Here is a 15,047-nt window from a genome sequence, read left to right as displayed (position 1 = left end):
ATGAAAGATAAAGAAAGAGGTTTATAGTATGACGGTTAATTTACACGACGAACATAAGCGCATCTTAATCAAAGAGTTAAACGATAGAATCACCACCCTTGAGAAAGATATTCGGCAATTACAAGAAATAAAAGATGCCTTAATTAACGAACTTGGTGTGGAAAATGATAAAGAAAAGTCCACCCCCAAGAAATCGAAATTACCGCGCCTTTCTCCCGGCGTGCCCAAAAAATGGGTTATTGAGGCCATGCAAAGCGTTGAGGCTCTTAGTATTTCAATGATTATGGACTGGACTGAGAAAAATAAACCCCGTAGGCTTCGTGATGCCCCCATAAGACGCGCCCTGAAACAACTATTAAAAGAAAAAAGAGTAAGGCGCAATGAAGATGGTTCTTGGTCATGGGTGGAATCAGGAGATGTTATACCTGATGTTGACGATGACGATCTGCCCTTTTAGAAAAAGCCGAGATTAGTTGAAGTAATCCCGGCTCAAAACTTAAACCCGATACTTTGTGATTAAGGAAGGGGTCTATGACATTATATGATATATTGAAAATTTTGTCAAGCCTTAATCTGGCTCGACCGCCACCAAGATAATCCAAAAAATGCCTATAAAAAGGCTCAGGTTGTACATGCCTGAGCCTCTACAATATCAATGGCGGGTGTAGGCTAATTGGTAAACCGTGAGACTACCCATTTTCAAATTGCCGGTTCGAGCCCGGTCGCCCGCTATGTTAATATAATATCGGCTTTCCTGTTAAATAAGTCAAGTGGAAAGCTATAACTGCCTAATTGGCAATATGAACGGAGCAAATAAATGAGTAAAAGAAAAACAAAAACTGTTTATCGTGATTCTGTTACTGGAGAATTTATCACCCAAAACGAGGCCGAAAGGCGTCCAAGAGAAACAGAAAAAGAACGAATTAGAATACAGCCAACTAAGAAGAAAAAGAAATAAGGCTGTTAGAAAAAAAGGGAAGTCCTTTTGGGACTTCCCTTATTGTTTATCTGATGATAAAATCTAAGCCGCGTTGGCTTCAGTTAAGTCTTCACCGGATTCGACATCCGTGACCATAAAAGTCTGTTGCGAGATGGTGGTATCGCGGACAAGATTAATATGGAAACGATGACGATTAGCCATCTTGGCAACGCGATTGGTCTCACCATCGGTTATAAAATCGGCCAGCATGGGATTGACAATGAGATTGAATCTCTTTTGAGAACTTCCGACTTTGGCTCTCTGGAACCATCGCTCGATTTTGGTAGACATAGTCTGTCTCGACAAAACACGGCCCAATCCATCGCAATGCGGACATGGATCGGAAAGCGCCGTCATCAAAGACGGTCGGATTCTTTCTCGCGTCATTTCAATCAATCCAAAATCCGATACCGGACTGACCGCTCGTTTGGCTCGATCGTTTCTTAATTGATGACAATAATGATCATAAAGTTTACGCCGATTTTCACGGCTATACATATCGATAAAGTCGATAACTATCAAGCCGCCGATATCGCGCAGCCTTATTTGGCGCGCGACCTCGCGGGCGGCGTCGAGATTGGTTCTTAGAATCGTTGATTCCTGATCTTTACGGCCGACAAAACGGCCGGTATTAACATCAATCGTGACCATCGCTTCGGTCTGGTCAATTATCAGATACGCGCCTTTTTTAATCCAGACTTTGCGGTCAATCATTTTTTCGATTTCCGGCTCGATATTGTAATGATCGAAAACCGGAGTTTTGTCACGGTATAGTTTTACCCGTCCTTTAAGGGCCGGGGCTATTTCCCGGACGAACGAAAGAACTTCGCGATAAACCGTACGATTATCCACTACGAGCGCGTCAACTTCATCGGAATATAAGTCACGAATAATTCCGGTTATCATGCTCATTTCCTGGTGCAATAGTGCCGGAGGTTCGAGTCGGTCGGCTCGCTTCTTGAGTTGCTGCCAGTATTTCAAGAGTCGTTTGATATCGGATTTAAAATCCGATTCGCTTCGTCCTTCAGCTTCGGTACGGATGATAAATCCAAATCCTTCCGGCCGCAGTTCTCTAACGATAGAGCGAAGCCTCTTCTTCTCTCCCCAATCGAAAATTTTCTTTGATACCCGGACACCTTGATCATCGGGTACGAGAACGACGTATCGCCCGGCAATGGAAATTTCCGATGAGACGCGCGGTCCTTTAGTGGATATCGGTTCCTTAATGACCTGGACAAGTATCTCCTGATCTTCTTTGACAACCGTTTCGATACCTGCGAATCTGGTTTTACGGACAATATCCGCGGGTGCTTCTTCGTCATCGTCGACATCATAAAAACCTCCGCCGATTTTGCCTATATCCGAGGCATGCAAAAAGGCAGCTTTATCCATGCCGATATCGACAAAGGCCGCCTGCATCCCCGGCAGGACGGTTTTAATCCGACCTTTGAAGATATTTCCGACATAGCGATGTTCGTCGGCTCCTTTTACCAGGAGCTCAACCAGCTTTTCATCTTCGAGAAGCGCTACCCTGGTTTCATACTGGGTGGAATTGACAATAATTTCCTTTTTCATCTAAATCACCTCCTTTCTCTTGCCAGTCAATTGTTTTGGTTCTGCTGTCATGTAACCGTTAATGAATGCCGGCGCATCGACAATCTTTTTCCCCTCCGGTTGCAGTCTTAGTATGCGCAGGAGACCGTCTCCGGTACCCGCGTATAGATTTTTCATATTCGCCGCAATCTGACCCGGCGGTAATTTTTTAATCTCCTCTTCGATTTCAAGACAGGATTCCAATATCTTGAGTTTTTTATTTTCAAAATATGAGTACGCTCCCGGTTTTTCCGAAAATGCCCGAATTTGATTATATATGTCTTTCGCTTTTTTATTCCAATCGATCATGCAATCCTCGGATGTAATTTTCGGGGCAGGAGAGGCCTGGGAATTATCCTGTTCAATAGGCGAAAAATCCTGCCTTTCGATTTTATCCAATGTCCGCAAAAGAAAGGGACCGGACAATTGTGACAGGCGATTGTAGAGGGATGTAAAATTCTCTTTGGGTAGAATTTGGGCTCTTTCCTGGTCTATAATCTTGCCGCCATCGATTTTTCGGGCCAGGAAAAATGAAGTTAATCCCGTTTCCGTTTCGCCGTTGAGAATGGCATGATTAATCGGAGCCGCTCCTCGATATTTGGGCAGAATTGAGGCGTGAATATTTATTGCTCCCAGAGGCGGTAATGAATAGAGTTTCCTGGGGAGAATTCGGAAGGCGATAATGACAAATAAATCGGCCCCAATCGCCTTCATTTCTTCCAGAAAAGGCCCGGATTTCAGGTTTTCCGGCTGGAAAACCCTTAAGCCCATATCGAGCGCTCTGATTTTTACTTCACAGGGCGACAGTTTTTGACCGCGACCGGATTTTTTATCCGGCACGGTGACAATTGCCAGCACCTCATGAGGGGAATTAGCCAAAGCCACGAGTCCTTCACAGGCGAACTCCGGCGTCCCCATGAATACTATTTTCATTCAATTGTCAGTAACGCGATAAGACTGGAATCTATGCGGATTTAGCCAGTCTTTTGAGTTTGCGGTCAATTAATGCCCGGCTTATGGCGGAAAAATGGTCTATGAATAAAACCCCCTCAAGGTGATCGTATTCATGCTGGATAGCCCGAGCGGCAAGTCCGTCGGCTTCCAGGAAAAATTCTTTGCCATTTTCATCAAGTGCTTTGACTTTTATCCGTTCCGGACGGGTTAATCGCTGGTAAATCCCCGGGAAAGACAGGCATCCTTCTTCAAACTCAATCGAGCCGGATGTTTCTAATATCTCCGGGTTAATAAAAACGGTTGTTTCCGCGGTTATATCTACCGCCGATAAATCAACAATAAAAACACGCAGCGATTTGCCTATTTGCGCCGCCGCCAATCCCAATCCTTTGGCATCTTGTAGTGTGGCTTTTATACTGGCCACTGATTCTTTAACTTCGGTGGTTATTTGTTCCACCGGTTTCGCAATTTCTCGTAAGACCGGGTCTCCATATTTAGCAATTGGTCTTATCGCCATTACTGCTCCATAAATTCAATTATTCGACCTTACCCGCAACGGAAGATCGTGTAAACTCAACTTTCACATTTTCGGCTATTTTAAGGACAACGATATTTTTTTCATCATTAATAGAGGAAATAACTCCGTACAAACCGCTGTTGGTTACGACTTTGTCACCCTTTTTAAGAGCCGCAATCAGTTTTTTATGTTCTTTCTGTCTTTTTTGCTGGGGCCTTATAAGTAGCAAATAAAAAATCACAAAGATCAATACAATCGGCCCAAGCGACACCAGCATTGATCCTGCCCCGCCCTCGCCTCCCGCAGGCGGGCTGGTCAACAATATCGGTATATTCAATCCCTACTCCTTTTTATCGGTAAATGCGAACTTCGCATCACGCTCCAGGCATTATATAACAAAAAATACGCTAAAAAGTTTTCGATGGCAACCGTTTTTCACAACTTTCTGGGCGGTAATCCGGCTTCTTATCTCCATATATAATAGTCCATTGCATTACTAAAAGGCTTTTAACTCGCTCCTTGAGTCGCCAGCTTTGCGAAAATCGCAAGAATGTCATCTTTGTACAGTTTCTTCGGATTGGCCAGATACTGGCCGTCAACTCCGTAGATTTTGAGAGCGTCATCGGCCATTTTAGTCAATTTGGAGTCATTTTCAATACCAATATCTTTGAGAGAAAGCAGTCTTCCTGCGGATTTGAGGAATTTCTTCATTTCCTCAATAGCCTTTTCGGCCAATTGTTCATCGGTTTGTCCGTCGCGATGAATATCAAAAAGTTCTTGTGCCAGCATGGCGTATTTGGACGGTCTGGCTTTATAACCATATTCCATTATGGCCGGCAGGAGCAAGGCTAAACCCAATCCGTGTGATATATCATAATGTCCCGATAATGAGTGTTCGAGCGCGTGGATGGGGTAAGAACCCCCGCGGCCGGAATTGACCATACCCGATAAAGCCACCGCCGACGCCCAGGATAGATTGGCGCGGGCTTCAACATCTTTCGGGTTTTCGACAACTTTAGGCAGATTTTCCATAACGGTCCTGATGATTGATAAGGCGAATCGATCCTGAATCGGGGTATTGTCGGCTCCCGTGAAAAATCCTTCAATGACATGGCAGATGATGTCGATACCGCCGTCTATCGTATAATCTTTCGGCACTGTTATCGTCAGCTCCGGATCAATGATTGATACCCTGGGAAATAACAAAGGACTGAATAATACGGCTTTCTCATGGGTTTCCCAATTAGTAAAGACACCTCCAGCATCGGCTTCGGAACCGGTCGCCGCCAGAGTTGGTATTTCCAGAATCGGCAGAGCTTTTTTTACGGTTTTTACCGGTCCGGTGCCATGAGGAATAAATTCCCAGATCGGTTTTGCTTCCACCGCCGCCGCGGCAATCGCTTTGGCGGCATCCATTGGCGATCCGCCGCCCAGGCCAATTACAAAATCACAATTATTGGTGCGAGCGAGCCGCCCAGCTTCATCAATCGTAGTCGTCCGTGGATTGGGCTCGATTTTATCAAAGACGACCGCTTCGACACCTTCTTTTTCCAGATAATCGGTTACTCGATTAATTATCCCAAAAGCCGAAGCCGATCGTTTGCCGGTAACAATCAAAGCCCTTTTACCCAGCGTGGCCGATTCGATTCCAACCTGATTGATAGCCCCGGCGCCGAAAATAATTTTTGTAGGCAGATAAAATGTAAAATTCTGCATTCCACGTCTCCTTATATATTTTCACATTTCGAATGAATTCATTAAATATTCCTTTTCCCGATTTAAACCGCAATCCAATTTAATAAACATATACGCAATATTTTAGCGAAATGCCATCGTTTTTGCAGTCATTGGAACGATCACTCAAGAAAACGAGAGAATTATTGACAACATATTGAGACTATTGTATTTTTCAAATGTTGCAGGGGGTAAATCGTGTTTTTAAAACCCTTAGTTTGGAAAACTTTGAAAAAAGGAAACTAATTATGAAGATGATGATTGCCTCTCTGGTCCTGAGTCTGCTCATCGCGGTACCGGCTTTGTGCGAAACGTCGGTCTGGATCGCCAAAACGGATTCATCGGTAATGTATATCGGCGGCACCATTCACATTTTGCGCGAGTCTGATCGCCCCTTCCCGCCTGAATTTGACCGGGCGTATAACGCATCTGAGATACTTGTTTTTGAAACCGATATTGCCCAATTGCAAAGTATTGAAACCCAGCAGGCTGTCATGGCTAAGGCAATGTATACCGATGGCCGGACACTGGATAAGGTCTTATCCCCGGAAGTATATAAAAAATTGGATGAGTGCTGCACGGAAAACGGCCTTCCCCTGGCTTCAATGAACCAATTGAAGCCATCATTGATTATAATAACACTGCTGGGTATGGAATTGAAAAAACTGGGCGCAGATCAGGAGGGCATTGATGCTTTCTATCACGGTAAGGCTACAGCCGACAAGAAATCCATAAAAGGATTGGAAACGATCGAAGAGCAGGTCAAGATGATGACATCACTGGGCGATGGTAACGAGAATGCCTTTATTCTTTATAGTATTGATGATATGGAAAAGATCGAAGAAAAATTTACAAAAATGTTAACGGCATGGAAAGCCGGGGACGAGGTAACTCTATATGATCTTTTTATAAAGGAAATTAAACAGCTCTTTCCAAAAATTTTTAAGTCGATTATTGTTGATAGAAATATGGACTGGATGCCAAAAATCGAGGAATATCTAAACACCTCGAAAACAGAATTCGTGCTGGTTGGAACCGCCCACTTATTGGGTGAGGAGGGAGTAATCGCCCAGCTCAAAAAGCTTGGGTATAAAGTTGAAAAATTCAAGTAGATGGCGGGGAAATAGACGCTTGGAATATAAGCGATGTATTTAAACTGAGATAATCATTCCAGACTATTTTGCCTCGGTAACCGCCGGTTGCTCTGATAGATTCAAAGCGGGCATTGAATCCAACGGACCGGTATAAATATCGAATTTTATAATATGTTCCCGGCCGGAAACAAGGGAATTATCAAACAAGAATAACACCGACGTCCCCTGGTAGACTTTCTCAAATCCGCTCTCGGAGATGGAGACAGAATAAATGGGAACGCGCCAAATTTTGCCGGATTGGTCGGAGATGATTTGAATACCCACTTGCTGATTCTCGTCATTAAGTGAAATACTCGAAGCGGGACCTGCTGCGTCGATAGCGCCCAGATTTGATCTTTCGGAGGGGCGCTGGCCGTCTATTTTCACATAACGGTTTTCGGCTTCGGGAGCCAGCAGATTATAGTCAAATTCAACGGCGAAATTGACCGGCATAATCTCAAGGTTGTTTTGCAGCAGGCGATATACTACCTGAATCGAATTTCCATGCTTGGGAAAGATGATCTCCTTATCCAATTTTAGGGGACAATGAAAATCCCCATACCAGACGTGACCCCGCCTTGATAAAATAAGCCGGTAACTTTCGTCTGACTCTACGAAACTCGGTTCAAAAGCGCCGTTAACAAAGTCTCCGAGCTCTTTACAGTTTCCGCCAAAGAATGAATCGAGTTCCAAACCTTCCTGATAGAAATGCTCGGTTAGGGGACGTCTTAAATAATCATCTTGTGCCAAAAGCCTTTCCAGACCATTTTCCTTAGCCGAAACCGAATTATGAATCGATTGTGTTTCCTCGTTTTGTCCCGAGGAATGCAATTCCAATAGTTTTTTATGATAGCCTTCGCGGCGTCGGGCCATACAATCAACGAGGTTTATGTTGCTGTTGTGGCAAGACCAGTCTATTATCTGCCCGCCCTTATGGGGCGAAACAGTAATTGATAGTTCTTTATTACCCAGTCTTATTTCTCGAAAGCCGTCATAGTCAAAGTCTTCGAAATCATAAAAAATTTCACGATCGCACAATTGACGCAATATTTTTTCCGCTCGAATCAGTTTATTATATATAGCCCATCGTAAATGAGGCAGATAGAGTCCTCCGAATACTCCGTGCCAGTAAGCGCAGTTACATTGTCCGGCGTATAGAAAATTTCTGGCTTTGGCCAATTGTTCAGGATCTATGCTGTCGATTTTTGAAACCTCTTCATACACCTTTGAAACGACCAGCATCTTTTTGTGCATCAGATTCGATTCGGGATATTTGGTCAAAAAGCCGCGCCAGTGCCCTCCCCTGACGAATCGCTCGTTTTCATAAAACAGATTGCACTCTTTAAGCCGGTTTTCAAATTCTTCATAGGCCTCCACTCCATCGGCGGGTAGCGCCCAATGAAGCATTTCCGAATAGGAAGCCGACGGCAGATAGATTCTGCCGAGAGGCGGATTTTCTTCCACGGCCTGCCCCAGACTGACGACTTCCAGCCAGTCAGAATTTTCGCTTAGAATATTTAAAAATCTTTCCATCCACCCATCGGCATAACAGTGCTTATAGGTTTCCGGCCAGACTCCGAATTTCTCGCCATCGTCGGCATAGACGGCCATTCCACCCGGATGATGAGCCGCGGCGTCGCGCAAAAATTCAATGATTTTTTCGGGAGTACCGAAGGGGATTAAATACCGTAGTTCTTTCAGAATCGGTAAAAGAGTAATACTGTGTCCTTCTTCTTCGGTGATATACGAGCCATACAACTGATCCTCGCGTAACCCGGCATAATAAAAATGAGTGTCATCGAGAGGAAGATAGCTAAGACCGCATTGATTTATAACCCTGGGTAAATGCGGCTCCCATACGCGTTCGGCCAACCACATACCCCGCGGCTGTACTTCAAAATGACTTTTCAAAAATGAGTTTAATGAATTTAACTGGCCGATTTTATCCCTGTCCGGAATCACCGTCAGGATGGGCTCATAAAAAGCCCCCGATAATAATTCAACCTGACCACGGTCAACCATTTCCCCAATATCTGAGAAAAATTCGGGATGATGCTGCTTCTGCCAATCCCATAAGATTCCCGACTGATGCAGCGATATTTTTAATTCGGGATACTTTTTCAACTCGCTGATGAATGCGTCATAGCATTTGGTGTGAGCCTCTTCGAAAACAGCCGAAAAATTACCGACCGGTTGATGATTATGCAGAGCAAAGGCCAGTTTGAATTTCATTATTAAAATATCTCCAGCGAAAAATTAACGTATTTTTTGGGATTGGCGCGAATATCGGACACCAGGCTGTCGAGTTTTTTTGACGTCGCCCGCAGATCATCGTAAAGCCGCCGGTCTTCCATCAGCATCCGCAGGGTACCGTCGGAATTATCTAAATCGGTCGCGAATGATTTCAGTCTTTTTGATGCCTCTTCCATATCGTCGAGAAGGGTTAGAAATCTTTTTCCGGCCTCATTCATATTTTGCGCGGCGGAATCGATATGAGGTTGATTGCGATCAACGCCTGCTTTCAATGTTTCCGACAGGCTAACAAAATTATCCAGGGCGGTATCAATTTTGGGCAGCTCATTCTCGGCCGCTGATTCGAGCCTGGCGGTTAAAGATTGTAAATTTGCAATTGTCAGCGAAAACTTATCCAGAGTCTGAGGTGAAATTACCGTTTGTTCAAGAGAGTTGACGAGGCGATTCATATTTGATATAACAGTACCCATCATGCTCATAACCTCAGGTATTCCGGGATCAAAGATACCTGCCGCGGGACGGCTGAGATCAAGAGGTCTATCGGATACACCGGTTTTGGCCGAAATGAAACGTTCGCCCATCAGGCCGATATTTTTCACGATAAAAGTCGCGTCTTCCTTTAACTGCACATCGGTAGCCATATCCAAAACCGTCAAAACCTGCCCTTCATAAAGGCTTATTTTTTTAATCTTTCCTTTAGTCACGCCTGACACCGCGACCGGATCGCCGGTCGCCAGGGCGCCGACTTCGGGAAACACAACTGATACGGGATAGTAATCCTGCCCGTAGCGATAACCTCTGGCTAACCAGATGGCGAACACGACTATCGCCGCTCCGACGATAACCAGCAACCCAACCTTAAGTTCTACGTTTTTTGAGGTCATGCAAATCCTTATGTAATATTTCGGCCTAAAATATGAATCCTTTGCCCCTTTATACCAAATTAGGTGTCGAGTGAATCATAAATCTGAAGATAATTACGGTAGCGAAATTTCGTTATTTTGCCCGACTCGACCGCCTTTTTTATGGCGCAATCGGGCTCATGAGTGTGCGTACAGGGAGTGAAACGGCAATCGTCCTGATAATGCCGCATCTCAGGATAATACTCGAAAATATTGTCTTTTTCAGCCTGCCATAAACCGAGGACTTTTATACCGGGGCTGTCAATAACGAAACCGCCGCCCGGCAGATGAATTAACTCCATCCGATTTGTCGTGTGACGTCCGCGATTAGTCACCTTAGATACACTTGACGTCGGTAAATTCAAATCCGGCATGAGGAGATTCAATAGCGAAGATTTTCCGACGCCCGAATGACCGGCCAATATTGATTTGTGGTTATTTAAATACTCGCCCAATAAATTAGTTTCATTCTCCGGTTTTATCTTTTTTTCAATCGCCGTCGTCAAAAATAATTCAAATCCCAATTCACGATAGGTTTCGATAATTTCCTTAATATGCGGTTCAAGGCCGAAATCGATTTTATTTATGACAATGACCGGATACAAATCGCCAATGTGAGCGGCAATCAGGAATCTATCGATTAAACCGGTTTTGAGAAGCGGTTGTTTTATCGAAGTAACGATTATAAGTGAATCAACATTGGCAGCCAATACATGCTCGTGTGTTTCGCGACCGATTACCGGTCGAGACAGAACTGATTTTCTTGGCAGTACTTCTTCGATAACTCCTTCGCCGTCTTCAACGAGAGATATTATGACATTATCTCCAACCGCGACCGGAGTCGATTGAAAAGTCTTGTGTTTAATTTTACCTCTTAGCTGGCAGGGAATATATTCGTTGTCAGCGTAAACTATAAAGCGGTTTCCATGCCCCCGGGTAACAATCCCTTCTTTTTTTTCCGTTTTTTCGTCCGTGTTTATTCTCCCTGAGAATATTTATCTGGAAAATATATCATATTCAATCCCTTCGGTCAATAGCGAGGCATACCATGAAAATGTTATGAAAGATAGATACATCAGACTGCCGGAATAACGTTATTTGCAATGGCTATCTCATGTTCAGTGAGTATTTGTATCCGGCTCTGGTTACTAAGAGAAGTTAATCCGGTAATTTTATTGAATTAGAAAGAACTTGATTTATAAATTATAAAAAATGGATATTTTTTACGTTGACGACGTCTATACATTGGGTTTAGTTTATTAACCGAAAAATTATCGGATGCTTTCACCGTTTGCGGAGGTGGTTTATATGAGACGAAATTTAGGATTATTGATAATATCGGAAAATGCCCGAGGTTTAATTCATGCGATTTCTTTACTTCTATGTTTGGCAATAATTGGAGCGTGTGATTATAAACCGGAGACATTTTTTGGCCAACGAATTCCGGGCTTAGAGCCGATTCCCTTTGCCCATGATATATTAACTAACCAATATCGTCCTCATGGCAGGATGACGTTTAGTCCCGATAATACTGAATTATATTGGGAGGCTTTCACAAATGATAAATATAAAAGAGCAATATTTTCTTCCCGCCTTGATGATGGTGTATTATCAATTCCGGAATTTGCCCCTTTCGCGGACACGTTTTATTATGGTGGCCCATCATATTCATGGGATGGTCAGAAAATTTACTTCTGGTCTAACAAACCTCACGGTGATACTATTATGGAAGAGTATTCCGGCATTTGGTGCGTGGAACGACAAAATAATTCCTGGAGTCAGCCAGAATTGATATTCTCGGATTTAGATTCGCCCATATCTTATAAAAGCGTGTGCGCGACAAAAAAAGGCGATCTATTTTTAGTCGCCAAAGGCCCAGACGATTCCTCACCAATAATTTACATATCCGAATACGATGAGGGTGCATACAAGGAGCCGGTTCCCCTAAAGGGAGATATCGAATCATTTAGCGAGCAATCAGATGTATATGTTGATCCGGACGAGAAATTTGTAATGTTTTCTTCAATTGTTACCAAAGAGAAACTTGGACTTACCGACATATTTATCAGCTTCAAGCTGGATGACAAAACCTGGGGAAAGCCCGTTAATCTGGGACCCATTATAAATTCTGAACATATCCAGAGATTTCCCTCATTCTCACGAGATGGTAAATATTTCTTTTTTGTAAGAATGATTGGAATACCATACAATAAAGCTGATGTGCGATATTATTGGGTCAAAGCTGAAGCCTTAAAGGATATATTTGAAAAAGCCGGCCATTAACACAACTTTACCGGTTCTTACTGATATAAAGTAACCGGAAATGACATTTCCGAAACAATCAATCTACTGTCCACTCTATAACGCAATAAGGATTTAATTATTTTATTCATATCGCAGCGCATCGACCGGGTTGGCCGAAGCGGCTGAATAAATCCTGTAGCTTACGGTCAAAAGCGCCAATACTATCACCAAAAGAGGAGCAAGGATAAACGGTATAAGGCCGAAGTCTGTATAATACATCCAGATACTGCTCATCAGCATATCCACCATATAATATCCCATCGCTGAAGCAAGAACGCTGCCAATCAAGGTCAGGACAACAAATTCGCGTGACATCAGAGCTCCGATATTCGTCACTGTCGCGCCCAAAACTTTTCGGATGCCTATTTCTTTGGTTCGTTTGGAAATATTTAGAGACACCAGAGCATAGAGCCCCATGCAGGATATGATAAGAACCATCATGGCGATATATTGAAAAACCAGTTTGATACTTTCGTTGACTTGGTTGTTTTCGGCATAAGTGTCCTCAAACCAGAATCCCTCATACGGCAAATGCGGGAAAGATTCTTTCCATAGACTCTCAATAGTTCCGGCAATATCCCCAGGATTCTCATCCTGACATCTTATGGCCATATAGGCGTATTGCTCGGGGTCGACCGGACGCATCACGGTCGGCCTCAGGCGCGACCAGAGACCGTTGGGATAAAAATCTCTAACGACTCCGATGATTGTACATACTTCTGTGGTATCCGAACCTTTCAGAGAAATCTGTTTGCCTAAAGGCTCTTCAAAACCAAACTGTTTTACAAGTGTTTCATTAACAATTACCTCATTGCCGGAATTATTTCCGAGGCCGGTATTGAAAATCCGGCCATCGGTTAATTCAAATCCCAGAGTGCTGAAATAATTCTCGCCAACTTCAAAGAGATGGACATATTTTTCCTCGCCGTCTACTATAACATCACGCCCCGAAAAGAATCTGTTCATCAGGTGGCGAGTGGCGGCGATGCTTGTAATATTGGGGTTGGTTGCAAGGGAATTTTTCAGAAGTAAGTATTGTTGCTCGCCGTTTACCGGAACCACGATGACATTATCCATATCGTATCCCAGATCCATTTCGGCGATATAATTGGCGTTCTGGCTTAATACAACCGCTCCAATGATAGTTGTCATGGCTATGGCCAGTTGCATCGTTAATAAAATTCTAATCAAGGGATTGGTTCCGCCAAGTTTCAGATTACCTTTGATGATTTCCACAGGGCGGAATTTACTGATATATAAGGCTGGATAAGCTCCAGCCGCGACCGCGGTGAATAACAATAAGCCAATGAAAAAACCAACCAGGCCCAAATTTTCGGAATAATTCATTCTCAATGAAAGCTCAGGCCAAAGATTATCGTAGGCAGGAACAAAAATTTCAGAAAGTAACGCCGCAACGATTAGGGCCAAAAAACATAATAGCAAATTTTCACCCATAAATTGACGAATCAATTGCCATCTCAAACCCCCGAGTACTTTCCTGATTCCAATTTCGCGGAGTCTGCGATTGGCGTAGGCGATGGCGGTATTGATAAAATTGAAGCAGGCCAATAGTAAAACCAAAATAGCAATCACCGAGGGGGCCATAATCGCCGCCGGATGCATTCCCTGGTCAAAGGGATTGCTGCTTATTTCTCGATTCATTGAGGCTAAATCAGAATATGGCATGACCTGGAACCCCTTGACCTGGAAATCGGGATTACTCGTATTTTGCATCTCGACGAATTTTTGTAGTTTATCCTGTACCGTGCCCTGTAAAGACGGGTCTTTCAATTCAAGGATGGTGGCGCGCGCGAATTTATCCCATTCTTGGAAATCAAATTCTCGAAGATACTCATAATTCTCTATTGAAGTAACCGCATCTAATTGAAGAGTGGAATTTAACGGAGGCGTAGAGATTATCCCCTGTACTTTCAGAGTCAGTTCCTTGTCCCCGTCGAGGCTTAATATAATTTCTTTACCAACCGGGTCTTCGTCCCCGAAGTACTTTTGAGCCAGTCGTTCACTTAAGACTATGCCGTCCCGGGATTGGAATGATGTCCCGGTTCCCTTGATGAGCGGAAACGAGAATATATCGAAAAATTCTTTATCTACAAAATGCAGCCCTTCCCCAAAAACTCTATTGCCGTATCTCAGATGCCCCCCATAATTTGACATTCGGCAGATATTTTCCACTTCAGGGATTTGCTCTTTGATATTTTGGGCAAGGGGAAACGGCGTATGCGCCCATTTGGCGTTGTCATCATACCCCAGGACCAAATGTATGTTTTCGATATTAGCATGATTGAAATCAAAGCCCTGGCTGAATTGGTAGTTGACATATCCCACTACGCATATAGCCATCGCAACTCCGAGTCCGAAAACGTTGACAAAGGTGTAAAACCTGTTACGCAATAAATTGCGGATCGCAATTTTGAAATAATTCTTGAACATCAAAAAACTCCTCAATTAGGTTATTCATGCCATAAAGACGATGTCGATCTCGTTCGACAGAATTTATCGGTTTAACTTAATATTTTAATGCACTCTATAATTTCGTGTACGAGAATTTGGACAAAAAGTCTCGTTTTTTTTCTCTATTATCGAATTGTAATGGTTGTAACTTGTATAAAATAGCAACGATTTAAAAGACTTGTCTGTCATTCTCGCGGTAGTTATTA

General features: G+C 43.5%; 13 protein-coding genes and 1 tRNA gene. 5 read left to right on the top strand and 9 right to left on the bottom strand.

Annotated features, from left to right (window positions below):
* Positions 1 to 28: 28 nt before the first annotated feature.
* The 3 genes from V3V99_13890 to V3V99_13880 all read left to right on the top strand — a co-directional run bounded on the left by V3V99_13890 (position 29) and on the right by V3V99_13880 (position 958).
* Positions 29 to 457 carry a hypothetical protein gene (locus V3V99_13890; GenBank protein ID MEE9443749.1) on the top strand — a complete coding sequence of 143 codons (429 nt, stop codon included), beginning with the start codon at positions 29 to 31 and terminating at the stop codon, positions 455 to 457.
* 201 nt (positions 458 to 658) lie between these two features.
* A tRNA-Gly gene (locus V3V99_13885) sits at positions 659 to 731 on the top strand.
* A gap of 86 nt (positions 732 to 817) precedes the next feature.
* Positions 818 to 958, top strand: coding sequence for a multidrug transporter (locus tag V3V99_13880; GenBank protein ID MEE9443748.1), 141 nt, complete (start codon positions 818 to 820; stop codon positions 956 to 958).
* Between the two features lie 63 nt (positions 959 to 1,021).
* Here the strand turns inward: V3V99_13880 and V3V99_13875 are convergent, their stop codons facing one another.
* From V3V99_13875 to V3V99_13855, 5 genes are all read right to left on the bottom strand, one after another.
* Positions 1,022 to 2,554, bottom strand: a complete 1,533-nt coding sequence (locus V3V99_13875; protein MEE9443747.1) for an Rne/Rng family ribonuclease — start codon at positions 2,552 to 2,554, stop codon at positions 1,022 to 1,024.
* Positions 2,555 to 3,505 carry a methionyl-tRNA formyltransferase gene (gene fmt, locus V3V99_13870; GenBank protein MEE9443746.1) on the bottom strand — a complete coding sequence of 317 codons (951 nt, stop codon included), beginning with the start codon at positions 3,503 to 3,505 and terminating at the stop codon, positions 2,555 to 2,557.
* A 31-nt stretch (positions 3,506 to 3,536) separates the two neighbouring features.
* A complete protein-coding gene (gene def, locus V3V99_13865; GenBank protein MEE9443745.1) occupies positions 3,537 to 4,043 on the bottom strand; it encodes a peptide deformylase in 507 nt (168 codons plus the stop codon).
* A 19-nt stretch (positions 4,044 to 4,062) separates the two neighbouring features.
* Entirely contained in the window at positions 4,063 to 4,380 is a 318-nt protein-coding gene (yajC, locus tag V3V99_13860) for a preprotein translocase subunit YajC (GenBank protein ID MEE9443744.1), read from the bottom strand.
* Positions 4,381 to 4,550: 170 nt separating this feature from the next.
* Positions 4,551 to 5,759 carry an iron-containing alcohol dehydrogenase gene (locus V3V99_13855; GenBank protein MEE9443743.1) on the bottom strand — a complete coding sequence of 403 codons (1,209 nt, stop codon included), beginning with the start codon at positions 5,757 to 5,759 and terminating at the stop codon, positions 4,551 to 4,553.
* Between the two features lie 266 nt (positions 5,760 to 6,025).
* On the opposite strand from V3V99_13855, the gene V3V99_13850 reads away from it, so the two are divergent.
* Complete coding sequence (locus V3V99_13850) at positions 6,026 to 6,889, top strand: TraB/GumN family protein (GenBank protein MEE9443742.1); 864 nt, start codon at positions 6,026 to 6,028, stop codon at positions 6,887 to 6,889.
* A 63-nt stretch (positions 6,890 to 6,952) separates the two neighbouring features.
* On the opposite strand, the gene V3V99_13845 is transcribed toward V3V99_13850, so the two are convergent.
* Genes V3V99_13845 through rsgA form a run of 3 tightly spaced genes read right to left on the bottom strand, consistent with a single transcriptional unit; the run spans position 6,953 to position 11,009 of the window.
* Entirely contained in the window at positions 6,953 to 9,142 is a 2,190-nt protein-coding gene (locus V3V99_13845) for an alpha-amylase/4-alpha-glucanotransferase domain-containing protein (protein ID MEE9443741.1), read from the bottom strand.
* 2 nt (positions 9,143 to 9,144) lie between these two features.
* Positions 9,145 to 10,047, bottom strand: a complete 903-nt coding sequence (locus tag V3V99_13840; protein ID MEE9443740.1) for an MlaD family protein — start codon at positions 10,045 to 10,047, stop codon at positions 9,145 to 9,147.
* A gap of 59 nt (positions 10,048 to 10,106) precedes the next feature.
* Positions 10,107 to 11,009, bottom strand: coding sequence for a ribosome small subunit-dependent GTPase A (rsgA, locus tag V3V99_13835; protein ID MEE9443739.1), 903 nt, complete (start codon positions 11,007 to 11,009; stop codon positions 10,107 to 10,109).
* A gap of 364 nt (positions 11,010 to 11,373) precedes the next feature.
* Between rsgA and V3V99_13830 the strand changes: the two genes are divergently transcribed.
* Positions 11,374 to 12,348: a hypothetical protein gene (locus V3V99_13830; protein MEE9443738.1), complete on the top strand. Its 975-nt coding sequence runs from the start codon at positions 11,374 to 11,376 to the stop codon at positions 12,346 to 12,348.
* 102 nt (positions 12,349 to 12,450) lie between these two features.
* Here V3V99_13830 and V3V99_13825 read toward each other — a convergent pair whose 3' ends face one another.
* Positions 12,451 to 14,820: an ABC transporter permease gene (locus V3V99_13825; GenBank protein ID MEE9443737.1), complete on the bottom strand. Its 2,370-nt coding sequence runs from the start codon at positions 14,818 to 14,820 to the stop codon at positions 12,451 to 12,453.
* Positions 14,821 to 15,047: the final 227 nt, after the last annotated feature.

Source organism: Candidatus Zixiibacteriota bacterium (genome assembly GCA_036480375.1).
GTDB lineage: Bacteria > Zixibacteria > MSB-5A5 > GN15 > JAAZOE01 > JAZGGI01.
Note: the sequence above shows the minus strand (reverse complement) of the source record. Positions and strands in the feature narration are given on the sequence as shown.

Excerpts from the sequence above, each read along its gene's own strand:
- V3V99_13890 (MEE9443749.1), top strand. The coding sequence starts at position 29 with ATGACGGTTAATTTACACGACGAACATAAGCGCATCTTAATCAAAGAG.
- V3V99_13880 (MEE9443748.1), top strand. The coding sequence starts at position 818 with ATGAGTAAAAGAAAAACAAAAACTGTTTATCGTGATTCTGTTACTGGA.
- V3V99_13875 (MEE9443747.1), bottom strand. The coding sequence starts at position 2,554 with ATGAAAAAGGAAATTATTGTCAATTCCACCCAGTATGAAACCAGGGTA.
- fmt (MEE9443746.1), bottom strand. The coding sequence starts at position 3,505 with ATGAAAATAGTATTCATGGGGACGCCGGAGTTCGCCTGTGAAGGACTC.
- def (MEE9443745.1), bottom strand. The coding sequence starts at position 4,043 with ATGGCGATAAGACCAATTGCTAAATATGGAGACCCGGTCTTACGAGAA.
- V3V99_13855 (MEE9443743.1), bottom strand. The coding sequence starts at position 5,759 with ATGCAGAATTTTACATTTTATCTGCCTACAAAAATTATTTTCGGCGCC.
- V3V99_13850 (MEE9443742.1), top strand. The coding sequence starts at position 6,026 with ATGAAGATGATGATTGCCTCTCTGGTCCTGAGTCTGCTCATCGCGGTA.
- V3V99_13845 (MEE9443741.1), bottom strand. The coding sequence starts at position 9,142 with ATGAAATTCAAACTGGCCTTTGCTCTGCATAATCATCAACCGGTCGGT.
- V3V99_13840 (MEE9443740.1), bottom strand. The coding sequence starts at position 10,047 with ATGACCTCAAAAAACGTAGAACTTAAGGTTGGGTTGCTGGTTATCGTC.
- V3V99_13830 (MEE9443738.1), top strand. The coding sequence starts at position 11,374 with ATGAGACGAAATTTAGGATTATTGATAATATCGGAAAATGCCCGAGGT.
- V3V99_13825 (MEE9443737.1), bottom strand. The coding sequence starts at position 14,820 with ATGTTCAAGAATTATTTCAAAATTGCGATCCGCAATTTATTGCGTAAC.